Annotated in this window: 20 protein-coding genes; 14 read left to right on the forward strand and 6 right to left on the reverse strand. The window is 60.9% G+C overall.

Annotated features, from left to right (window positions below; genetic code table 11):
• Positions 1-4: 4 nt before the first annotated feature.
• From CCR96_RS05235 to CCR96_RS05270, 8 genes are all read left to right on the forward strand, one after another.
• On the forward strand, positions 5-157 hold the full coding sequence (locus CCR96_RS05235; protein ID WP_201218514.1) for a hypothetical protein: 153 nt from the start codon (positions 5-7) through the stop codon (positions 155-157).
• 79 nt (positions 158-236) lie between these two features.
• Positions 237-638 (forward strand): bacteriohemerythrin, encoded by a 402-nt coding sequence (locus CCR96_RS05240; protein WP_201218519.1) that lies wholly within the window; start codon positions 237-239, stop codon positions 636-638.
• Positions 639-791: 153 nt separating this feature from the next.
• Positions 792-4,256: an ammonium transporter gene (amt, locus tag CCR96_RS05245; protein WP_201218531.1), complete on the forward strand. Its 3,465-nt coding sequence runs from the start codon at positions 792-794 to the stop codon at positions 4,254-4,256.
• A 41-nt stretch (positions 4,257-4,297) separates the two neighbouring features.
• On the forward strand, positions 4,298-7,003 hold the full coding sequence (locus CCR96_RS05250; protein WP_201218536.1) for a tetratricopeptide repeat protein: 2,706 nt from the start codon (positions 4,298-4,300) through the stop codon (positions 7,001-7,003).
• The gene (locus tag CCR96_RS05255) at positions 7,003-7,404 is read left to right on the forward strand and encodes a J domain-containing protein (RefSeq protein WP_201218541.1); all 402 of its coding nucleotides are present in this window, start codon (positions 7,003-7,005) and stop codon (positions 7,402-7,404) included. Before CCR96_RS05250 ends, CCR96_RS05255 begins: the two co-directional genes overlap by 1 nt.
• Positions 7,405-8,253 (forward strand): nucleotide exchange factor GrpE, encoded by an 849-nt coding sequence (locus CCR96_RS05260; protein ID WP_201218546.1) that lies wholly within the window; start codon positions 7,405-7,407, stop codon positions 8,251-8,253.
• A complete protein-coding gene (locus CCR96_RS05265) occupies positions 8,250-9,998 on the forward strand; it encodes an Hsp70 family protein (protein ID WP_201218551.1) in 1,749 nt (582 codons plus the stop codon). Before CCR96_RS05260 ends, CCR96_RS05265 begins: the two co-directional genes overlap by 4 nt.
• Positions 9,999-10,078: 80 nt before the next feature.
• Positions 10,079-10,408: a hypothetical protein gene (locus tag CCR96_RS05270; RefSeq protein ID WP_201218555.1), complete on the forward strand. Its 330-nt coding sequence runs from the start codon at positions 10,079-10,081 to the stop codon at positions 10,406-10,408.
• Between the two features lie 51 nt (positions 10,409-10,459).
• On the opposite strand, the gene CCR96_RS05275 is transcribed toward CCR96_RS05270, so the two are convergent.
• From CCR96_RS05275 to CCR96_RS05285, 3 genes are read right to left on the reverse strand one after another with little or no spacing between them, the layout of a single operon-like run.
• Positions 10,460-11,623 (reverse strand): ABC transporter permease, encoded by a 1,164-nt coding sequence (locus CCR96_RS05275; protein WP_201218557.1) that lies wholly within the window; start codon positions 11,621-11,623, stop codon positions 10,460-10,462.
• The gene (locus CCR96_RS05280) at positions 11,620-12,759 is read right to left on the reverse strand and encodes an ABC transporter ATP-binding protein (protein ID WP_338035816.1); all 1,140 of its coding nucleotides are present in this window, start codon (positions 12,757-12,759) and stop codon (positions 11,620-11,622) included. The genes CCR96_RS05275 and CCR96_RS05280 overlap by 4 nt, the downstream gene beginning before the upstream one ends.
• Positions 12,756-13,712, reverse strand: coding sequence for an HlyD family secretion protein (locus CCR96_RS05285; protein WP_207191870.1), 957 nt, complete (start codon positions 13,710-13,712; stop codon positions 12,756-12,758). The genes CCR96_RS05280 and CCR96_RS05285 overlap by 4 nt, the downstream gene beginning before the upstream one ends.
• Positions 13,713-14,153: 441 nt before the next feature.
• Here CCR96_RS05285 and CCR96_RS05290 point away from each other — a divergent pair, with 441 nt between their 5' ends.
• On the forward strand, positions 14,154-14,780 hold the full coding sequence (locus CCR96_RS05290) for a c-type cytochrome (protein ID WP_201218559.1): 627 nt from the start codon (positions 14,154-14,156) through the stop codon (positions 14,778-14,780).
• Positions 14,781-14,851: 71 nt separating this feature from the next.
• Here the strand turns inward: CCR96_RS05290 and CCR96_RS05295 are convergent, their stop codons facing one another.
• Both CCR96_RS05295 and CCR96_RS05300 read right to left on the reverse strand, forming a co-directional pair.
• Entirely contained in the window at positions 14,852-14,989 is a 138-nt protein-coding gene (locus CCR96_RS05295; RefSeq protein WP_201218561.1) for a hypothetical protein, read from the reverse strand.
• Positions 14,990-15,178: 189 nt separating this feature from the next.
• The gene (locus CCR96_RS05300; protein ID WP_201218563.1) at positions 15,179-15,529 is read right to left on the reverse strand and encodes a c-type cytochrome; all 351 of its coding nucleotides are present in this window, start codon (positions 15,527-15,529) and stop codon (positions 15,179-15,181) included.
• Positions 15,530-15,897: 368 nt separating this feature from the next.
• Between CCR96_RS05300 and yrfG the strand changes: the two genes are divergently transcribed.
• The 4 genes from yrfG to CCR96_RS05320 all read left to right on the forward strand — a co-directional run bounded on the left by yrfG (position 15,898) and on the right by CCR96_RS05320 (position 20,397).
• Entirely contained in the window at positions 15,898-16,617 is a 720-nt protein-coding gene (gene yrfG, locus CCR96_RS05305; RefSeq protein ID WP_242518544.1) for a GMP/IMP nucleotidase, read from the forward strand.
• Positions 16,618-16,746: 129 nt separating this feature from the next.
• Positions 16,747-16,992, forward strand: coding sequence for a hypothetical protein (locus CCR96_RS05310; RefSeq protein WP_242518546.1), 246 nt, complete (start codon positions 16,747-16,749; stop codon positions 16,990-16,992).
• 496 nt (positions 16,993-17,488) lie between these two features.
• The gene (locus CCR96_RS05315; protein ID WP_274601073.1) at positions 17,489-18,226 is read left to right on the forward strand and encodes a response regulator; all 738 of its coding nucleotides are present in this window, start codon (positions 17,489-17,491) and stop codon (positions 18,224-18,226) included.
• A gap of 158 nt (positions 18,227-18,384) precedes the next feature.
• Positions 18,385-20,397 (forward strand): TonB-dependent receptor plug domain-containing protein, encoded by a 2,013-nt coding sequence (locus tag CCR96_RS05320; RefSeq protein ID WP_201218568.1) that lies wholly within the window; start codon positions 18,385-18,387, stop codon positions 20,395-20,397.
• Here CCR96_RS05320 and CCR96_RS25300 read toward each other — a convergent pair.
• Positions 20,378-20,623, reverse strand: coding sequence for a hypothetical protein (locus tag CCR96_RS25300; RefSeq protein WP_338035819.1), 246 nt, complete (start codon positions 20,621-20,623; stop codon positions 20,378-20,380). The two genes, CCR96_RS05320 and CCR96_RS25300, sit on opposite strands and share 20 nt — an antisense overlap.
• Between CCR96_RS25300 and CCR96_RS05325 the strand changes: the two genes are divergently transcribed.
• Complete coding sequence (locus tag CCR96_RS05325; RefSeq protein WP_338035818.1) at positions 20,528-21,118, forward strand: response regulator transcription factor; 591 nt, start codon at positions 20,528-20,530, stop codon at positions 21,116-21,118. The two genes, CCR96_RS25300 and CCR96_RS05325, sit on opposite strands and share 96 nt — an antisense overlap.
• Positions 21,119-21,173: the final 55 nt, after the last annotated feature.

The following is a 21,173-nucleotide window of genomic DNA, read 5'->3' on the forward strand; positions in this document are numbered from 1 at the left end:
GACCATGGCACTGCTTGAAGATGCTGTCGATCTTATCGCAGCCGGGTGGGGAGCCGGCGATGACATCGGGCAGAACAACCGCGTGTTGGCACGGGTTAAGACGGCCTGGCTCGCCTTGGCAAGTTATTGGGTAGCGCTGCTGGCCACTGGGCAGTGAACCTTGGCGTGATTGACGTCCGCCCCCTGGGCAGTCAAGCTTCTCGCCACAACGGGTTCAACGCTGCTGGATGATTGCCATGAAAGAGCTGCTGTGGGACAAGACGCTGAGTGTTGATGTGCTGGAGATCGATCAGGATCATCGCCGTCTGCTTGAACTCTTCAATCGGCTTGGCCATGCCACCGAGGAGGGGGAGCCGCAGGCCTATATCGAAGCGTTGATGGATGAGCTCATCAGCTGCACGGCTTGGCACTTCCAGCATGAAGAACGGCTGATGGAGAAGTATGACTATCCGGGGCTGGATGAACACCGGGCCGAGCATCAGGAGTTGATCAGCAGTGGTAAGGCGCTGCAACAGCAACTCCAGCGGTCTGGGGCTCCGCTATCGGCGCAGGAGATCGAATTTCTCGAACATTGGCTCAGCGCCCACATCTATGGTGCAGACATGGCGTTGGGCTCGCATCTGGCTGAGGTGATGTAGCGCATCCCCAGCCTGGCACCCCGCCATGATGGTGCGCCACCACTCAGCCGGATGATGACCAACTGATCTCGAGTGACGTTGCGCTGAAGCTATTGATGCGGCTGGCTGATCACCGATAATCGATGCATAGTCAGCCGTAGCGACCGAAAGGCCATGGACGAGATTGCCAGAATCGATATTCTCTGGGTGCTGATGAGCAGCGTGTTGGTGTTGCTCATGCAGGCCGGCTTTCTGTGTCTGGAGTCTGGGCTGACGCGGAGCAAGAACGCGATCAATGTCGCGTTGAAGAATGCCTCGGATTTCTTGATCACAAGCCTGGCCTGGTACCTCGTCGGCTACGGGTTGATGTTCGGTGCTTCGAAGAGTGGTTGGATCGGTAGCGATCGCTTCGTTCCCGACCTCTCCACGAGCGATCCCTGGGATGCGACCTTCTTCCTCTTCCAGCTCATGTTCTGCGCAACAGCGGCGACCATCGTCTCCGGCGCAGTCGCCGAGCGGATGCGTTTTAATGGCTACCATCTCGCTACCCTGATCACGGTGGCGCTGATCTACCCGCTGTTTGGACACTGGGCGTGGGGCGGTGCGCTAGGTGGTGAGCGCGGATGGCTGGCGACCCTGGGCTTCGTCGACTTTGCCGGCTCAACCGTGGTGCATAGCGTCGGCGGCTGGATTGCGCTGGCCGCCGTATTGGTGATCGGCCCGCGCACGGGTCGTTTCTCCGCGGGTGAGGCACAGCTGATTCCCGGCAGCAACCTGCCGCTCGCCATGCTCGGTGTGCTGTTCTTCCTCGTCGGCTGGATCGGCTTCAACGGTGGTAGCACCCTAGCACTGGATGCGGCGGTGCCGAGTATTATCGTCAATACCTTGATGTCGGCGGCGGCCGCTGGCGTCGCGGCTCATCTGCTGACGCGCTGGCTTGCCTGGCGCTCGTTGGATCGGGTTGCGGTGCCATTAAACGGTGTCATTGCTGGCCTGGTCGCCATCACCGCTGGCTGCCATGTGGTTGCCACTTGGGAGGCCATCCTGATTGGTGCGCTGGCGAGCCTGTTCATGGTCTACGCGATCGAGCTGTTAGCCCGTCTGCGGATCGACGATGCCATTGGTGCGATACCGGTGCATCTGATTGCCGGCATCTGGGGCACCTTGGCGGTTGCCCTATTCGGCGCCCCAGCGCTGCTTGGCACCGGCCTCTCGATGATCGAGCAGTTGGCTGTGCAAGCCTTCGGCATCGTCATTGCCGGCGCCTGGGCGTTTCCCCTGTCCTACCTATTGCTGCGCCTCATCAATCGATATTACCGGCTTCGGGTTGGTGTGGCTGAAGAGGAGATTGGCCTCAACGTTGCCGAGCATGGCGCGAAGACCGAACTGGTCGATCTGATGACCGCGCTCAGACGTCAGGAGCGTTCGGCAGATCTCTCGTTGCGCGTGCCCGTCGAGCCCTTCACCGAGGTGGGGCAGATCGCCGCGCAACATAATCGGTTGATGGATTCGCTGCAGCAGGCGGTCACGCGTAGTCAGGCGATTGTGCGTGATCTGCGCGATGGCATCCTCACCTTCACCGAGGCAGGTATTTTGACCAGCCTCAATCCAGGCGCGGAGAAGATCCTTGCCGTTGCCGGCGAAGCGGCGGTTGGGACCGCCTTCACTGATTTCTTCGATCTTGACAGCCACCGCGTTAGCCGAGGTCAGGGCGGGGATGAGCACCCTGAGCTACATGCAGTCTGGCATCGTGATCCGGCCTTGCTCTCGAAAGAGGGCAAGGTTGAGGTTGCCCTGCGCCGGCGCGAGGCGGGTCAACCGGTGTTCGTCGAGCTGGCGGTGACCCCGGACTCGCGCGCGACCGGCAGCTATACCTGCCTGATGCGCGACGTCAGCGACCGGCGCCGGGTCGAGGAGCAGCTGTTCGAGGAGAAGGAGCTGGCGCAGATCACCCTCGAGGCGATTGCCGACGGTGTGATCACGACCGACAGTGTCGGTCGGGTGGTTTACATGAACGCGATCGCCGCGGAGCTGACCGGTTGGTCGCTGCAGGCAGCCGGTGGTCAGCCGCTCTACCGGGTGTTTCCGGTGGTCGATTCGCCCACCGAGATGCCGACCGACTGGATTACGCGGCGGGTGTTGAGGGATGGTGAGACCCTGGTCGAGTCGACATCTCGTCTCCTCTATTGCCGTGACGGTAACGTCCATGTGGTGCAGCACACGGCAGCGCCGATTCGCAATGCCGAAGGCCGGCTGCGCGGACTCGTGGTCGTCTTTCATGACAAGACCCAGGCGCGGGCGATGGAGCGTCAGCTCACCTATCAGGCCAAGCATGATGCCCTCACCGGGTTGATCAATCGGCGCGAGTTCGAGCACCGTCTGACCGAGCTGATCGACCAGCTCGAGGACGGTCCTGCTCAGCATTTGCTCTGCTATCTGGACCTCGACCAGTTCAAGCTGGTCAACGATGTCTGCGGGCATGCCGCTGGTGATGCCCTGTTGCGCCAAATCGCCACGCTGCTCAAGCGGGGACTGCGCAGCGCGGATACCCTGGCGCGCTTGGGTGGTGACGAGTTTGGCGTGATCCTGACCAACTGCCCGATTGAACGCGGCCTCAAGATCGTCGAGGGGATGCGCGAGCGCGTGCATGCCTTGCGTTTCCCCTGGGAGGATCGGGTCTTCGGGGTTGGCGCCAGCATCGGTGTCGTGCCCTTGTCGCGTGCCCTCGGCAACCTCGCGGATGCCCTCGCCCGCGCCGATGCGGCCTGCTATGCGGCCAAGGATACCGGGCGCAACCGGGTGCACCTGTACGACCCGGATGACCGCGAGCTGAGCCTGCGCAAGGGACAGATGAAATGGGTCTCGCGGATTCAGCAAGCGCTCGATGAGGATGGCTTCCGGCTCTTCTACCAAGGCATCGTGCCGCTTGATCAAGCGCAGGATAGCTGCAGCCACTTCGAGATCCTGCTGCGCATCGCCGGCGAGGATGACGAGGTGTTGCCGCCAGGTGCCTTTATCCCGGCCGCTGAGCGCTACGGATTGATGCCAGAGGTCGACTACTGGGTGGTCGAGCACACGCTGCAGTGGCTCTCAGCCTACCAAGCCCAAGGTGGCACGCAGATCAAGCATTGCGCGATCAACCTCTCTGGCGCGACGCTGGGCAACGACAAGCATACGGCACGCATCCTCGAGTGCCTCAGGCGCCATTCGATCGGTCCATCGTCGATCTGTTTCGAGATCACCGAGACGGCGGCCATGTCGAACCTTGATCTGGCCAAGCGCTTCATCGATGAGGTCAAGCAACTTGGTTGTCGCCTCGCTCTCGATGACTTCGGCAGCGGCCTGTCTTCCTTTGGTTATTTGCGCGATCTCAACGTCGATCTGGTCAAGATCGACGGCAGCTTCGTGCGCGAGCTGGACAGCAACGAGGTGCATCGGGCGATGGTGGAGGCAATCGTGGGCATCACCGGCGTCATGGGGCTCGAGAGCACCGCCGAGTTCGTTGAGAATGCTCAGGTGCTTGAGGTGCTTCGCGAGATCGGTGTCGACTATGCGCAGGGCTACCATTTGGGTCGGCCGCGGCCGCTCGCCGATTACCCGATGCCGGCAGGGTCTTCAGCCCCGGATCAATCATGTTGAAACTCTCGCGTATTGCAGATGGATTCGTTAGGCTTTACAGCATGGCAAAGAAACGAAACAAACCAGTCAATCGGGCGAGCGCCAAAGCGGCCGCGACGCAGAGTCCCGAGGTGCGCGAGCGCGAGGCGCTGCAAGCCCTTGAGGCCGGGCGTTACCGCGAAGCGATTGCCGATCTCAAGGCGCTGCTCAAGGATGATGCGGCCAGCGAGCGCAGTGCCGCGCGGCGGCTCGCGCTCGCCGAGGCCTATGCCGGACGCGCGCATGAGTTGACCGAGAAGGGCATGCTCAAGGAGGCACTGGTGATCTGGGAGAACCGTGCTGGCCTTGGCCCCGAGGTGCCGCCGGCCCTGGAGCACGGCCTGCTGTGCCTGCGTCTTGGCAATCTAGAGCCGGTGCTCAAGCACTGGTCACACCGCGATGCGCTGACGCCTGCCGAGCGCGAGCGCATCGGTGAGCAGCTGGCAGCGGCGGTGCTGGCTGGTGATCAGCAGCTCCTTGCGCGGCTCGATGCCGATGACCTGATTCGACGCCATGCCGAGCCGGCGCGCACCGCGCTCGAGGCTTACTGCGCCAAGGAGGCGCAGGCGCTCGAGGCGGCCTTGGCGCAGATCCCGTTCCGCTCGCCTTATCGGTCCTGGGCCTCGTTGTTAAAGGCGCTTGTGCGCGCCGAGCACGAGCCGGAGGCGGCACGTGCGATGCTCAAGCGCATCGGCGATGACTCAGCCTTTGCCCCGCTAAGGCGTGCGGCCGAACTGGCGTTGCTCGATGACGCCGGGTTCATTCGTGCGCTCGAGCACGCTGGACCACAGCAAGCGGCCTTCGCCGCAGAGCTGCGTGGTTGGTCGCCACAGCAGTTCGAGCTGGCTCAGGCGCTGGCTGCGCTGGGCGCCAAGTCGCGGTCGACCAAGTCGCAGCCAACCAGGTCGCAGTCAACCAAGTTCGCTGATCGACAAACGCCCAATCGGCAAGCGATGGATCATCAAGGTCTATTGCGACTGCTGCAACGCTATCGGGATCTGCTCGGCGCAGACTGGGTGCAACAGGCCTCGTTGCGATTGTTGCCGCCCATCTCCGAGCCCTGGGGTCCGCGTCCGAAGGGCTGGCGCGAATTGACTGACTTGGAGCAGGCCTTGGTCGAGGCCTGGAACGCGGAGAATCCACAGGGCGGCTTCGGCTGGGATCCACCCGAGGCCTGGGAGGCGGTGGCCGATGCGCTGAGCAACCCGCATTGCACTGGCGCAGGCCTTGCGGCGCAAGATCGATTGCTCGCGGCGGCCCTCGCCCTGCGGCGTTTCGATGCGTACTACAAACTCCTCGAGACCGATCCGAGCAAGGGCCCTGTTGACCCCGATCCCGATTCGAGCGAAGCGATTGCGGCTCGGCAGCTTGAGCGCAGCCTAGCGTTCGACCCGGACCATCGCGAGACCTATCTGCGGCTGATCAACTGGTATCGGCGCGCCGATCGATTGAAGGACGCTCGGCGCATCCTGGGCACCGCTCAGAAGCGCTGGCCCCGGGATATGGCGGTGTTGGAGGCTGCGATGCAAACGGCGCTTGCCAGCAATGCCTTCAAGAAGGCTGCCGGGCTGGCGCAGCAGATGCTCAAGGTCGATCCGATCAATACCGGTGTACGTCAGCAACTGGTCAAGGCGCATCTTAAGCATGCTGCGAAACAGATCCGCAACCGGCGCGGCGATCTCGCGCTCAAGGAGGTCAGCGAGGCGCGGAACTGGGTCGCACGTGGCGCGGGTCAAGACCCTTTGCGTGAGCGCCTGACCTGGATCGATGATGTGTTGGCGATGCATTACGTCGATCGCGATGCGGGACGTGCCCGCTTGCAGGAGCGACTGCAGCAGCGGGGCGAGGGTCTCGCGGGTCGTGTCGAGCTGATGGTCGCCATTGATGAGCTCGCGCTGAGCCAGTCACAGATTGCCAAGCTGCTGGAGTGGAAGCCGGAGAAGGTTCGTGATGCTGCTGATCTGCGGTCAATCATCGCCCATTTGCGACAGTTTCTCGATCAAACAGAACGTTTCACCAAGGGCTTGAGCGATCAGCTCAAGGCGATGCTGAAGGGGGCTCCTTGGAAGCAGTTCGAGCGCTCGGAGCTCGAGGTGGCCTGCGAGCTCCTGCGCCGCATGCGGCTCCACGCCGCACGTCAGGAGGCTGCCCGCGCGGCCCTGAAGCGCTGGCCGCGCACGCCGATCTTCGAGTTTCACCTCTATCACAGCCAATATGCCGATCAGGGCCACCCGAAGCCAAAAGAACTGGAGCGGATGCGCGATGCCTTGCAGCGAGCCGAGGAGGCTGGTGACATGCGCGTGGCTAACCAGCTGCGCGAGCTGGTGCGGCAGTTTCTCCCGTTCGGTGGCCTGCCCATGCCAAACTTTGATCCGGACTTTGATCCGGACTTTGATCCGGACTTGGACCCAGGCTGGGGTGAGGGTTCACCCGATCAGATGGCGGCCTTGCTCACCGGTGCGCTTGGGCTCGATCAACTGCTCGACGCCCTACAACGCAAGCCATTGAAGCAGGCGCTCGAGGAATCCAGCATGCCCGGGGTCTTACGTGCCCATTTCCTTGAAATAGCGGAAGAAGAGGGCGAGGAATCGGTGGTCGAGATGCTCGAAGCGATTGTGTTGAGTGCTGCGGACAGTCTCGATGGGTTGCCGCTGCCGAATTCCGGCTCCGGTTCCAAACAGCGCAAACGCAAGTCCAAGAAATTCCCTTTTAATTTAGATCTATTCTGATGGCTGATCCCTTTCTCGTGCTCGGCATCGATTCCGATGCCGACGATGCTGCCGTAGAAACGGCCTATCGTAGTGCGATCAAGCGCTGTCCGCCCGACCGCGATCCGTCCGCGTTTCAGGCCGTGCGCGAGGCCTATGAGCAGCTGCGCACCCGGCGTGATCGGATTGCCTATCGGTTGTTCGAGACCGCACCGCCGCAACCGATCGACATCTTGCGCCGGGCCGAGGTGAATCGGCGCGCCGCCCAGTCGACGACCTCGTCTGCGGCCAAGCCCTCCGCCAAGCCCAACGCTAATTCCCACGCCAAGCCGGCTAATGAACGGTCCCCTGGATCAGACGCTTCGGGCAGGCAGCGACCTGCGCCGGAGCGGTTTCAAGCCTTGCTGAGAGGAGAGCCCTAAATGGATACGGCCACCAAGGATCGGCTCGCGGAACGTTTTCGTCTCTACCTGGATCAACCGCCCGCGGCTACCCAAGCCAATGCGAGTCTGTTTGGCGATGCTGAGGAGAACGCCCCGAAGGCGCCGGATCTGTTCAGCCTGCTGGCTGAGGTCGCGGCGCTGAAGAACGAGGTCAAGCTCGAATCGCGCCAGTTTAAGATGGCGCTCGATGAATTTCGTGGGCTTTTTGAGGCCCTGCAGTCGGCTCAGACGCGCCTTGAGCAGGAACAGCAGCGGCGGCGCGAGCAAGAGCGCGGCGCGCGCCGGCGTGAGCACAAAGCGCTGCTGCTCGAGCTGTTGGAGCTGCGCGACCGGCTGCAGGCCGGACAGGCGAGCACGGCTGGTTATAAGCCTAAAGGGCTGTTCGGTCGGCGCCGCGCGCGTGAGTTCGCAGCGGCCATGGCCGAGGGGCTGGCGATGAACCTGCGCCGGCTCGATGAGACCCTAGCGCGGCGTGGCGTGCGGCCGCTACCGGCGCTTGGCAAGACCTTTGATCCACATCGCATGCATGCCGCTGAGCTGGCCTTTGATCCCGAGATCCCCGTTGGTCAGGTGATCGCCGAACGCCGCCCTGGCTTCCTGCTCGAGGACGAGCTGCTGCGGATCGCTGAGGTGGTCGTCAACCGCCCTGAGGCGGTCGGACCGGCTGAGCCACCTGGACCTGCATCATCTGTGCGCACTGCCGCCCCGACCAGGCCTGAAGCGGCACCGGCCGCTTCTGCAACGACCGCGTCTACACCTCCTGCATCTACACCGCCTGCACCCGCTGCTGAACCCATTAACCAGACACCGACCGAGCCTTCTCCATGAGCGACATCATCATCGGCATTGATCTTGGCACCACCAACTCGGAGGTCGCGGTGTTACGCGATGGCCGTGCGGAGGTGCTCGAGGTCGATGGCTCCCGCATCCTACCCTCGATCGTTGGCGTTGCCGATGACGGCGCCCTATTGGTCGGCCAGGCCGCGCGTAATCAGTATGCCCTGTATCCGGAGCGGACCATTCGCTCGGTGAAAAGACGCATGGGTGAGGATGTCCGGCTGCCGATGGGCGATCAGTCCTACAGCCCGCAGGAGATCTCGGCACTGATCCTGAAGCGGCTCAAGCGCGCCGCCGAAGAACAGCTAGGCGAGCCGGTCGGCAAGGCCGTGATCACGGTGCCGGCCTACTTCTCCGATGCCCAGCGCCAAGCGACCCGCAATGCCGGCGAGCTGGCCGGGCTCGAGGTGGTGCGTATCATCAACGAGCCGACCGCTGCCGCCTTGGCCTACGAGGTCGATGCCGAGCAGCCGCGCACCATCCTGGTCTACGACCTGGGCGGTGGCACCTTCGATTGCTCGGTGGTGCGTGCCGGCGGCGAGATCACCGAGGTGTTGGCCAGCCACGGCAACAACCATCTCGGTGGCGACGATTTCGACGCCAAGCTCATCGAGCATGTGGTCACCCATCTGAAGGAACAGCACGACTGTGATCCCAGCCAGGATCAGGCCGCGATGGCGCGCATCACGCGCGCCTGCGAGACGGCCAAGATCGCGCTCAGCGATGCCCCCTATGCGCGCATCGACGAGGAATACCTGCTGCCCGGTCGCAACCCGCCAGTCAACCTGTCGTTGGAGGTCAGTCGCCTCGACTACGAGGCGATGATCGAAGCCTACATCGACGAGACCCTAGATGCCGTGCATACGGCGCTCAAGGGGGCCGAGCTGACGGTGTCCGACATCGACGAGGTGGTGTTGGTGGGTGGTGCCACGCGCACCCCGGTGATCCAAGCGCGACTCGAGGAACTGCTTGGGATGCAGCCACGCGCCGAGATCGATCCCGATCTCTGTGTGGCTGCGGGCGCTGCGATCCAGGCTGCGGTGATCGCGGGTCAGGCAACCAGCACCGTGCTGGTGGACGTGACGCCCTATACCTTCGGCACCAGTGCCCTTAGCGAGATGAATGGCATGCCCTATCCGTACTGCTTCGTGCCGGTCATCCGCAAGAATACGCCGATCCCAACCAGCAAGACCGAGGCCTTCCAGACCATGTTCGATGGTCAGGACTCGGTTGACGTGCATATCTATCAGGGTGAGGATCGCGATGCGCTCAACAATACCGAGATCGGCTCGTTCCGGGTCGAAGGATTGAGTGATGTGCCTGCGGGTAACGTGATCCTGATGCGCTTTGATCTGGATCTGGATGGCATCCTCAAGGTCACGGCGATCGAGAAGAGCTCTGGGCTGGAAAAGCATATCGAGATCGATAACGCGACGGCCCGGTTTGAATCCGAGCAGCTTGATGCGGCCAAGCAACGCCTCGCGACGCTCATCGATGGCGACGCTGAGGTTGAAGGGAGCGCGGATGCCGACACCGAGCAGCACCGTGGGCAGGTTCGCGCCAAGGCCCTCCTTGACAAGGCGGAGCGCCTGCTGCAGAGCGCGAGCGATGAGGATAAAGAGGACCTGATCGACCTGATCGAAGCCGTGCGTGATAGTTTGGAGGCAGGGGACGAGGATGGGCTAAAGCGCTCGACCGACGCCTTGGCCGATCTGATCTATTACCTGGAGACCTGAGCCTGAGCCACGGCGCTTAGGCACTTGAGCTGCGGGCGTCGATGACCCACTCAATGTTAGAACGAGCGATCAGAGCCACCATGGAACGCTGTCCTAACTGTCGTGCGCGCCTCGATGAGGCCGAGATCTGCCGCCGCTGCGGCATGGAGCTCGGTCTACTGTTGGCGACCGAGCGTGCCGCAGAGCACTGGCTGCGCATCGGCATCGCCGAGTTCGTCAAGGATGAGTCAGCGGCTGCGGAGCAGGCGCTGCAGCGTGTGTTGAGCCTCCGACGCGACCCGCTCGCCGAGTCGCTGCTTGGTCTTCTATACCAGCGCGTTTCCAGTTCAAGCGATCGGCTCCTGATCGACCCCGGCACCAGGCTCGTGATCTCCAATTTTGGTGGTCGGGTTCTGATCTCCCAGTCCTGATCTCCTCCGAGCGCACGCAGACGGGTGGCCGACGCATCCCTTGTTTCAGACCTAATCCAGCCGTTTCTTGAAGCGCAAAGAGGCTAGCAGGAGTCCCAACAGCATAAAGCCGAGCAGCCAGAGCGTATCTTCGGCAACCTGGTCGAGGTTGGCATCGCGCAGCATCACGGCACGGATGGCGCGCATGAAGTGGGTTGCCGGTAGCACCTCGGCGATGTATTGAGCTGGGATCGGCATGCCTTCATACGGGAACATGAAGCCGGAGAGTAGGATTGAGGGCAGCAGGATGAAAACGGTCATCTGCATCGCCTGCAGTTGGTTGCTGGCGATGGTCGAGAGCACCAGACCGAGGGCGAGACTGGCGCCGATGAAGGCGAGCGTAGCGATCGCCAGTGCCAAGAGTGAGCCGTGCAGCGGTACACCAAAGATCAGATGGCCAAGCAGCAGGATGATGGTGGTCTGCACCAGGCCGATGGCGATGTAGGGCACGATCTTACCGAGCATCAGCTCGAGCGGCCGCACCGGGGTGTTGATCAGCATCTCCATGTTGCCGCGCTCGCGCTCGCGTACGATGGCCGCTGAGGTGAACATCACCATGGTCATGGTCAGGATCACGGCGACCAGGCCGGGCACGATGTTGATCGCGGTGCGCTGCTCTGGATTGAAGAAGAGTGCGACGGCGAAGGTGGGCGTGCTGCGGTTGGCGGGTCGGCGCAGTAGCTCCGTCAGTGGCATCGCGCGGAGACTCTTGATGGCGCCGGCGATCATGGTATCGGAGCCATCGACGATCCATTGTGCGACCGGTCGACTGGTCTGCTCGTCGGTGGAGGCTGGGGTCTGAAGTCCCGCGCCAACGCTGCTGCTGCGGGCGACGCGCTGACTCAGATCCGGTGGAATGATGAAGGCGGCGCGCACTCGGCCCTCGATGATGGCGTTCTGCGCCGACGTGATATCGGCGTAGCGTTCGGTGAAACTGACCACCTGGGTGGCTTCTACCGTCTGGGTCAGCACTCGGCTGAGTCCGCTGTTGGCCTGATCGACCAGTGCTACCGGGATATGACGCACGTTGGTGTTGATCGCATAGCCGAACAGAAGCAGCTGGATCAGCGGGATCATGATGACCATACCCAGCGTGGTGCGGTCGCGCCGCAGCTGCGTCAGCTCCTTGGAGAGGATGGCGAGGATGCGCCGGGCCGATTGCAGCAAGCCGTTCACCGTGGATTGTTCCCAGAGCGGTCTTCAGCGCGAGCCCCAGGAGGGCCTCCTGCGGGCAGGCTGGCGTTATCAGTGGTGCCGCTGTGCTCGAGGTCGGTGCCCTTGTTGGCTCGGTCGCTCGCCTTGAGCCTGGTTCCAGCTTGCGCTCGATGGTTCTCATGGTCAGCGTCCCTATCGCCAATCTCCTGTTGCCGCGCTTGGCTTGTACTTGACCCCGCGTGATGACCAGTGCTGGTGACGAATACGTCCTCTAGGCTTGGCCGTGCCAGCTCCAAGCCAGTGGGTACGGGTCTCAGCGACTGCGCCTTGAGCCAGTTGATCGGATCATCGATGCGCTCTTGCACCAACACCCGCAGCCGGCTGCCGAGCTGGGCCGCCGAGATCACCTCCGGCAGCGTCGCAAGTTGTTGCTTCAGCGCACGCAGGTTGGGCGCCTCGACCTCAACCACATGGGCGCCCATCGCCGCCATCAGCTCCGCCGGCGAGCCATCAGCGCGCTTGTGACCCGACTCCATGATGGCCAACCGGTGGCAGCGCTCGGCTTCGTCCATGTAATGGGTCGAGACCAGGATGCTGGCGCCGGCGTCGATCAGGTCGAATAGTCGTTCCCAGAAATCGCGGCGGTTTTCGGGGTCGACGGCCGAGGTTGGCTCGTCGAGGAACAAGAGCGTCGGCTGATGGATGGTCGCTGCCGCTAGGGCTAGGCGTTGACGCTGCCCGCCGCTCATGCGCCCAGCGCGGCGATTGTGCATCGGCTCCAGCGCATAGGTCGACAGCAGCTCGCTGATCCGCTGGCGCGCGATGCGCTGGCTGAGACCATAGATCTCGGCGACAAAGCGGAGGTTCTCGGCGACGGTGAGGTCGTCGTAGAGCGAGAACTTCTGGGTCATGTAGCCGATCCGACGCTTGAGGCGTTCAGCGTCGCGCGGCAGCTGATGGCCGAGCACGCTGACCGTGCCGGCGGAGGGTGTCAGCAGGCCAGTCAGCATGCGCACGGTGGTGGTTTTACCGCAGCCGTTGGGGCCGAGAAAGCCATAGATGGTCTGCGGCTCGACGGTCAGATCCAGGGCGTCGACGGCGGTCAGCGTGCCGAAGCGGCGGGTGAGTCCCCGCGCCTCGATGATCGGCTCCGTCACGGTAGCTCGACCTGCGCTGGCACGCCATTCGGCAGCTCGGCGGCGCTGTCTGGGAGCTCGACCTCGGCCAGGTACATCAGGCGTGCGCGGTCGCTGGCATTGAGCGCGTAGTAGGGGGTGAAGGCGGGGTCGGAGCTGATCCAGCGCACGTTGCCATCGAAGGTCTGCTCGAGGCCATCGACCCGCACCTTGAGCCTATCGCCCTGGTTGATCTTGACTCGGTAGGGCTCCGGCACGTAGACACGAGCGTAGGGCGCCTTGCCGGCGAGCATCACGGCCACTGGGCTGCCGATGGTGACGCGCTCGCCGAGATTCCAGGGCAGGCTGTCGAGCACGCCGTCGCGGGTGGCGACGACGGTCAGCTCGGCCAGTAACGCCTGCTTGTAGTCGAGTTCCGCCCGTGCCGCATTCAGCTCGGCTTCGGCCTGGCTGATCTCCTCCGGTCGCGTGCCAGCGAGCAATGCATCGAGCTTCTCCTTGGCCTCATCAAGCCGCGCGCTGGCGGCATCACGCAGTGCCTTGGTCCGATCGACCTCGGCCTGGCTGACAGCCTTGCGGCCGAGCAGCTCAGCATTGCGATCGTAGGTGATCTCGGCCTCGCGTAGATTCGCCTCTGCGCCCGCGACCTGCGCCCGGGCTGTGGCGATATCTTGGTCGCGCGGGCCGTTGCGCAACTGCTGCAGATGTGCCTCGGCCTGCGCCACCTGGGCCTTGGCGCGCTCGACCTCGGCACGCTGCTGGCGGTCGTCGAGCTGGGCGAGCAGGGTGCCCTTGGTCACCGGCGAGCCTTCGGCGACGGGCAGCGCGAGGATGATCTCAGCGGCGGTGGCGGTGAGGGCGACGCGATCGCGCTCCAGGGTTCCGAGGGCGAGCGGTTGCTCGGTGTCCATGCAGCCAGCGATGAGGGCAGGAGCGATGAGCGCAAGCGTGAGTTTGCGTATGGATATAGACATGAATATGGATGAACGTCTTGCGAACCCGCAGATACCGTCTTGTTGACGGCAAGAGCGAGGCCGTACTGGCTTGACCAAGCGCGAGGTCGTACTAGCTTGACCCTGGCCAGAGGCTAGAGCGATGCCGAGTCCCGGTCAAGCATGTCGCCCGCCCGCTGAGCGTCGGTTTGGGAGTGCAGCCTCTTTGCCACCAGCATGATTGGGCTGGGGCGCTTCAGCCTAAGAATTCAGCCGTGAACGCAGATGGGCGAGAAATAGGCTTATGACGGATTGGTGGAGACATCCATCGTCTTGATGGATTCATGCAGCTGGTCGGTCATGGTCGGCTGTCAGCGCGCCTTCCTTCCCGTTGAAGAAACGCTCGCTTTGCTTTTGGTAGACCTGACTGGAGACTTTGACTATGCTCGCGATGACTCGTCCAAGCGACTTGGTCCCGCTGCTATGCCCTCATCTCATCTCGGACTCGCACTACTTGGTAGTCTATTGGTGGTTAACCCCCAGCAAGCCATCGGCTCAACCTTCTCGCCAGCATTGAGCTGGAACTGTAGCGGTTGTCATGGCTTCGAGGGTGTGAGCGAAGGGCCTCTGGTGCCGAGCATTGCGGCGATGAACGCCCGCCTATTCTTCTACATTATGCGTGGTTATAAGCTGGATGAGCGCCCATCGACCATCATGGGCCGCATCGCCAAGGGCTATAGCCTGAAAGAACTTCGCGCGATGGCTGACTATTTCGAAGGTCGGCCTTGGCGAGGGGCGCGCGGGGAGGGCCTAGGGGCAAGTTTGGAGATTGATCGTGAGCGCGCCTTGGAATTGCATGATGACCTGTGCGCCGAGTGTCATGATGATGAAGGGCGGTTTCAGGATAAGGAGATCCCGCGCCTCGCAGGTCAGTGGCCAGCGTACCTCAGCATGATGCTGACTGATTACCGGGATGCTGGTTCCGGCTCAGCCGAAGGTTCGGCTTTCGGTTCTAGGCTACCGCAGCCTGAGAAAATGCGAGAGCGGGTTCAAGATCTGAGCGACGAGGAAATCGATCTGCTGAGCCAGTTCTACTCGCAGGTCGACTGATTCGAAACTGCACACAAGATCTGACGCATCTGTAGTATTCGGAGCTGTCAAATCTAGGTCGCACTGGCTCCTCAGGCGCTAGATGGGCTGGGAGTCAGCCGTCGCCAGGTGATCAGTATCCAACGATCCGTGACCTTGCGAACCTCGTTGACGACGTTCAGACCGGCGTGACCGGCACCGATGATGGCGACATCAACGTTCGTGGTCACAGCATTCTCCATTGGGAAGCAACGCCACTTTCAAGCGCTGGCTTGAAGGCTGTGTTTGCCACAGCAGTCAAGACCGCAGGTGGAAACGAGAGCGCAGGCTGTTGAGATGGTCGCCGGTAGGGACCGCTTAGAGGCTGCGCAGAGGTTGCAGCCTCCAAGCATGACGTGGGGTGACGGGGGGAGGGGTGGCTACTGCATCGAAAGCCATTCGGTGATTGATTTGACCTGCTCGTCACTCGGAGGCGCGTCGCAGCTCGATGGGGAATAGAACGCGGCGTGCATCAGCTTCGCCTCATCGTTGCTGCCTTCGCCAGCGAGAATCTTAGTGGCTTTCGAATAGAGCTCGTCGGCCGGCTTACCCGCGAGTTCAGGAACCATTTTGCTGACTGGGCTCTTGCCGTCGGCGCCATGGCAGTTGACACAGCCATGGAACTTGAACAGCTCCGCGCCAGCATTCTCGTTGGCATCCTCAGCCTGAACAACGGTGTGCGTGCTGAGCAATAGGGTCAGTAGGCTGGCGGTTAGGGCAGTGTGTTTCATGACGGAACCTATCTCACGTAGTGGGCAGAGGAGCTGGACGACGTTTTGCGAAACCTTGTCGGTCGTGCTGAGGCACGGCTGATAACAATGCGATTTCGCACGATACTGCTGATAGAGGCATGGTTGGCGACAATGGCGAATCGGTCTATAGCTCGGATGGCCTAGTGCAACTGGACTAGTCCATCCTGTTGTCCAGGTTCGGCACTGATGACTGGGCACCGACCGTTGAGCTTTTTCGTATACTCAGGGCACGGGAATTCTCGTCTCTGATGTCACGCACTGATTCGCACAGGGCTGATCGACGCCCTCGGTCAGCCCTGCGACCGATCGCTAGATGCGACTGATCCTTGGCCATCGCGGTCTGTAGAATGGCCGTTAACGCCGAGAAACAGCTGAGCCAACACATGCTGGACTGGAACGCCATCGATACCGTCTTCCTCGACATGGACGGCACACTGCTGGACCTGCGCTTCGACAACCATTTCTGGCTCGAGCACGTCCCGCTGCGCTATGCCGAGTCGAGAGGGATCTCGCTGGCGGCCTCGAAGGACGACCTCTATGCGCGCTATCAGGCGCTGCTAGGCTCGCTGCAGTGGTACAGCGTTGATCACTGGACGCAAGCGCTCGCGCTCGATATCGCCATGCTCAAGGCTGAGGTCGAGCATCTGATTGCGATTCATCCGCATGTGCTGAGCTTCCTTGAGGCGTTGGCTGCTGCCGGCAAGCGGCGCGTCTTGGTGACCAATGCGCACCAGAAATCGATCGAGCTAAAGATGAGCAAGACGCGCCTCGATGGCCATCTGGAGCACATCGTCTGTTCCCATGACCTGCACGCCGCGAAGGAGTCTCCGGAGTTTTGGCCGCGAGTCCAGAAGATCGAGCCCTTCGATCCCGAGCGCACGCTGTTCGTTGACGACAGTCTCCCGGTGTTGCGGGCTGCTCGTCAGTATGGCTTCCGCTGGCTGCTGGCGATCTTGGCGCCAGACTCGACGCAGCCCGCGCGCGCCTGTGAGGAGTTCGATGCGATCGAGGATTTTTCAGCACTGCTGCCAGGACTAACCGCAGTAGCAAGCCCAGAATCTGCTTGACATCGGAGGCGCGCTGGTTTCGTTCACCGATGATCGCGCGGGCGATCGACGCCAAGCTCGGCCGCGACTCGACACGGCCGTCTGCGTCCTCTGCGGCCTAGTGATGCCTGCTTCTGGGTGGCACAGTGGATGACCAAGCGTCTGTACCAACAACGACGACACGCTTATCAGGTCAATTTCGCCAATGCCCTCTCGAAGATGAAGGACAATGTGGTGCGCCTGCTGACTTTGGACCCTCCACCGGGCTTGCTTCAGCGGTTGCTCTGCGCCATCGCCTCTGAGGTGGAGCCGATCCGGCCTGATCGCACCTTCCCGCGTCACATCAAGTCGACGAAGCCAAAGCGTTTCCACCCCAACTACAAGCGCTGCCGGTAGGTGGGGCTTAACTTAATGGCATTGCTCACAGGCCCCGTGACGATGGCGCTGTTGCTTGATCAACAGGATGTAGCCGATTAACGTCGAATTCTATCGTTTTAATGGGCTAGCCCTGTAGGTCTAACCTGTAGGAGGCGAGGTTTCGTATGTTGATCGCGTTGGCCCTGTCTGGGCGGGGTATCCAGTGCCGCCAGGCAGTGACTTCGGGTCGTTGCTATAACCTATGCCGGCGAGAATTTTACGGGCCTTGGGGTCGGTTTCATCATCACAGTATCCTTGGCCTTAATTGCGCTGTGAGCCAAGTCAAACGGCTGTATTAAACAACCGTTTCAGTAACCCCAATGGGCTTCCTCCTGCAAGCTTGGTTGAAATGTTGAAATGCAAAAAAGTTCTATGGTCCTTTTGGAGTACTCCCTTCGGGCCAGTTGTCGCCTTCAACCGGAAAAAAGTCGAACATGAGTGACCGCTGCTAGAATGCGTTTTGTATACTAGTAGGATGAAAATCCTCATTGCAGATGATCATGCAGTGGTTCGCGCAGGATTGATCTCAGTCCTAGGTGCGCTGTGCCAGCTCAAGATCGAGTGCATTGAGGCAGAGGATGCTGATCAGGTGGTCGGGGTGCTGGACTCTGGCCTGCATCTGGATCTCGTGATCCTCGACCTGTTTATGCCGGGTGCGAATGGCTTCGAACTGCTGAGCGATCTCTGCGCGCGGCTCGATGGCTGTCCGGTGGTTGTGTTCACGGCCAGTGAAGATCTGGCCGATGCGCGCAAGGCGATGGATAGTGGCGCCTCGGGCTACATCCCCAAATCGACCGATCCTGCACTGATGCTGCAGGCGATTCGGCTGGTCTTGGAGGGCGGGGTGTACTGTCCGGCTGAGCTGTTTCAGACCATCCCAGCGCAGGCTACCCGCTGCCTGCCAGAGCCTATCGAGCGTTCAGAGGTGCCACCTGAGGTGGCCGCCGCTGATCAGTTGCCAGACCTGCTTCAGCCTCAGGACCCGCCTAAGCCTCAGCATCCGCCATCGGCGACCGATCTGGTGCTGACCAGCCGACAACTGCAGGTGCTAGCGCTGATCGCCAAGGGCCGGAGCAATAAGATGATCGCGCGTGAGCTCAAGCTCTCTGAGTACACGGTGAAGTCACATGTCGTTGCCATCCTGCGCGCCCTGGGGGCGGCAAACCGCATCGAAGCCGTGATGCTCGCGCGCGAGCAGGGGTTCGATGTCTGAGGCGCGTTTCGCTCAGCAGACTATTCTCTCGGCTTCTGCTGAATCGGCAAGGTCAAGATGCGCCAAGGTCAATGGGACTGCCGGCGACGACAATGGTGATGCTGCTGATTGCAATCACCTTGGGGTGACTCATTGCGGTGATGTGACTTCTAATAACCATGGGTAATGCTTTGGCTAACGGCTTTTCACAAGGCGCTTGCTCTCTGCTCCTACTGGCGACGGGTTCGGTCGCGCAGGCGATGCCCGAGACCTCGGCTGATGAGCGTGAGTTTCTCGCCAAGATACCAAAAGTCACCTCGGCAACGCGGTTGACTGACTCAGTGCTCAATACGCCGGCTGCCGTGACCATCATTGATCGCGACTTGATCGATGCGTCAACCCTGCTCAGTGTCCCGGAATTGTTGCGACTTGTCCCTGGCTTTCAGGTGGCCTTGGCATCAGGCGCAGTCACAACAGCGACTCGACATGGCGTTGCTGACGCCTTGGAGCGTCGGCTTGAAGTGATGGTCAATGGTCATGCGGTCTATTCTCCGGTTCATGCCTTTACAGATTGGAATTTGCTTGGCATTCCGCTGGAAAACATTGAGCAGATTGAGGTCATTCGTAGTCCGAATGCACCGGCCTTTGGCGGCAATGCGACATTCGGCAGCGTCAATGTCATCACCAGAGAGCCCTTTGAACTGCGAGGTCAATATTTGCGGGGTACCCTAGGGTCGGTCGACACTCGGCAGGGGGTTGCGCGCTTGGGTACTCAGTTTGCTGGAATGGATGCGGTTGCGACGGTTCAGTATGATGAAGCTGACGGCTTCGATGCGGTCAATGATCATCGGCGAATTACAGGCCTTCGATTTCATGGTCAGCTTCCTTTAGGGCTTTCCGATACCCTCTCTATTGAGCTTGGTTATACCGACGGCGAGACGGGCGCCGATGGTCAAGGTTCCGAGTTTTCTCCCTTTCGCGATCGTCGGCTATTGGGACATTATCAGGTTCTCACTTGGCGCAGGAATGCGTCTAATGATCAGGGCATGAAGCTCTCGGTCTCCCATCAGTTTTCTCGGGAAGATGATCGTTACCAAGTCGATGTCGCCCCTGAGTTATCGATTGAGCTTGGTTATTTTAATAGCGATGGGAGCCGTATTGACGTTGAGTTTGAGCAATGGTTGAAGCCTCATCCGTCACTGCGCTTGTTGTGGGGTGCTAGCGTTCGCTATGATCACGTAGAATCTGACCTCTACCTTGCTCGAACCAATGGCGAGATCGGAGAATGGACCGGACGCGTTCTTGGCTCTGCTGAATGGTATGCTAGCGAGCGGTTGACTTTTAGTTTGAACGCCTTAGGTGAGTTTTCCGAGTCTGCTGACAGTAAACTATCGCCCCGTTTGGGTGTCAATTGGCGTCTTGCCAAGGGGCAGGCATTGCGCGCAAGCGCGAGTCGAAACTATCGACTGTTTAGTGCTGCTGAACAGTTCGTTGATTACCCGATTTACCTATCAGACGGCACTTTTGTGCGACAGCTGTTCTTGGCAACAGGGCCGGATGCAGCTCCAGAGCAAGTGGATAGCCTGGAGTTTGGCTATCTCTTTGACCAGCCGTTGATGGGATTGAGCTTTGACTTCTCACTCTTCTATGAGCGTCTAAAAGGCGCGGGCGCTGAATTGCTCGCCCCAGGTCGCGTTCGTATTAGAACAGATCGAGGCGGCGGTTGGACGACGCGCGGCTTTGAGGCGCAGGTGCGCTACCAGCCGGATGCAAAGATGCTGATTTTCGGCAGCTACGCTTGGGCCAAAACCAAGGGGAGCGAGCCGACGCGCTTGGATGAGAATGGGGTCATGGTCGATTGGCAGTCGCTTAATGATGCAACGCCTGAGCATACCCTGGCGTTGCAAGCCAGTCGCCGTTTTGGCCGAGGCTGGAGCGGAACCCTCGCGATTTTCCATCTGGACGAGATGCGCTGGTTGGGTGATGGCGGTCCGATTGACGATTACATCCGGCTCGACGCCAAGCTCGCCAAGCGCTTTCGCCTGTCCGATGCTGAGGTCAACATTGAGCTGATTGTGCAGAATCTGGCAAACACGCCCTATCAGGAGTTTCGAGATGATGGTGTTTACGAGCGCCAAGGTAATCATTTCGATCGTAGGGCGTTCTTGCAAGTCAGTCTTGGGCTTCCGTGATCTCGTCGGTGAGAAGCGCTGATGAGCTATTGGAGTCGATCATGGTGTCGGGTGTGGTCCACCCGCTTGGCGTGAGAACAACATGAGAGTGCTCATCGCAGACGATCATGAACTTGTCCGCGCTGGACTCATCGCTGTCCTCGACCAACTCTGTCAGAAGGGTACGGAGTTCATTGAGGCAGAGGATGCGAATCAGGTTCTTGGCGTGATCGATTCGGGTATCCATCTCGATCTGGCGATCTTGGATCTCTTTATGCCCGGCGCCGATGGTTTCGAGTTACTCAGTGATCTGACTGCACGACTTGATGGCATACCGATCGTGGTCTTGTCGGCAAGTGAAGACAGATCGCATATCCGCAAGACATTGGATTGTGGCGCCTGTGGTTATATTACAAAATCGACGCCAGCAGCGCTCATGATTCAGGCCTTTCGCTTGATCTTGCAAGGCGGTATGTATTTTCCGGTCGAGCTTGTCTCCACAGCCCACTCGCCAGCCAGTTGCGATCAGCTGCCGCCCGATCCGACTCTAGGGCTGACCGACCGACAGCTCGAAGTGCTATCGTTGATGGCGAAAGGCCGAAGCAACAAGATGATCGCACGTGAGTTGGGTTTATCCGCATTCACGGTGAAGACCCATGTTGCGTCGATATTGAGAACGCTCCAGGTCGCAAACCGCGTTGAAGCCGCGCTGGTCGCGAGTCGCCTTGGCATTGACCTCTAAACCTCCTGCGCGTGATTAACATGACAGCAGAGGCCACAACCAGGTTGCGGCGCAA

It is taken from the genome of Halochromatium roseum (assembly GCF_016653315.1).
GTDB classification, from domain to species: Bacteria; Pseudomonadota; Gammaproteobacteria; order Chromatiales; family Chromatiaceae; genus Lamprobacter; species Lamprobacter roseus.

Bases quoted from the DNA above. Each gene is read 5' to 3' on its own strand.
- CCR96_RS05235 (WP_201218514.1), top strand. From the start codon at position 5: ATGGCACTGCTTGAAGATGCTGTCGATCTTATCGCAGCCGGGTGGGGA.
- CCR96_RS05240 (WP_201218519.1), top strand. From the start codon at position 237: ATGAAAGAGCTGCTGTGGGACAAGACGCTGAGTGTTGATGTGCTGGAG.
- amt (WP_201218531.1), top strand. From the start codon at position 792: ATGGACGAGATTGCCAGAATCGATATTCTCTGGGTGCTGATGAGCAGC.
- CCR96_RS05250 (WP_201218536.1), top strand. From the start codon at position 4,298: ATGGCAAAGAAACGAAACAAACCAGTCAATCGGGCGAGCGCCAAAGCG.
- CCR96_RS05255 (WP_201218541.1), top strand. From the start codon at position 7,003: ATGGCTGATCCCTTTCTCGTGCTCGGCATCGATTCCGATGCCGACGAT.
- CCR96_RS05260 (WP_201218546.1), top strand. From the start codon at position 7,405: ATGGATACGGCCACCAAGGATCGGCTCGCGGAACGTTTTCGTCTCTAC.
- CCR96_RS05265 (WP_201218551.1), top strand. From the start codon at position 8,250: ATGAGCGACATCATCATCGGCATTGATCTTGGCACCACCAACTCGGAG.
- CCR96_RS05270 (WP_201218555.1), top strand. From the start codon at position 10,079: ATGGAACGCTGTCCTAACTGTCGTGCGCGCCTCGATGAGGCCGAGATC.
- CCR96_RS05285 (WP_207191870.1), bottom strand. From the start codon at position 13,712: ATGTCTATATCCATACGCAAACTCACGCTTGCGCTCATCGCTCCTGCC.
- CCR96_RS05290 (WP_201218559.1), top strand. From the start codon at position 14,154: ATGCCCTCATCTCATCTCGGACTCGCACTACTTGGTAGTCTATTGGTG.
- CCR96_RS05300 (WP_201218563.1), bottom strand. From the start codon at position 15,529: ATGAAACACACTGCCCTAACCGCCAGCCTACTGACCCTATTGCTCAGC.
- yrfG (WP_242518544.1), top strand. From the start codon at position 15,898: ATGGCCGTTAACGCCGAGAAACAGCTGAGCCAACACATGCTGGACTGG.
- CCR96_RS05310 (WP_242518546.1), top strand. From the start codon at position 16,747: ATGACCAAGCGTCTGTACCAACAACGACGACACGCTTATCAGGTCAAT.
- CCR96_RS05315 (WP_274601073.1), top strand. From the start codon at position 17,489: ATGAAAATCCTCATTGCAGATGATCATGCAGTGGTTCGCGCAGGATTG.
- CCR96_RS05320 (WP_201218568.1), top strand. From the start codon at position 18,385: ATGGGTAATGCTTTGGCTAACGGCTTTTCACAAGGCGCTTGCTCTCTG.
- CCR96_RS25300 (WP_338035819.1), bottom strand. From the start codon at position 20,623: ATGGATACCCGAATCGATCACGCCAAGAACCTGATTCGCATCCTCTGC.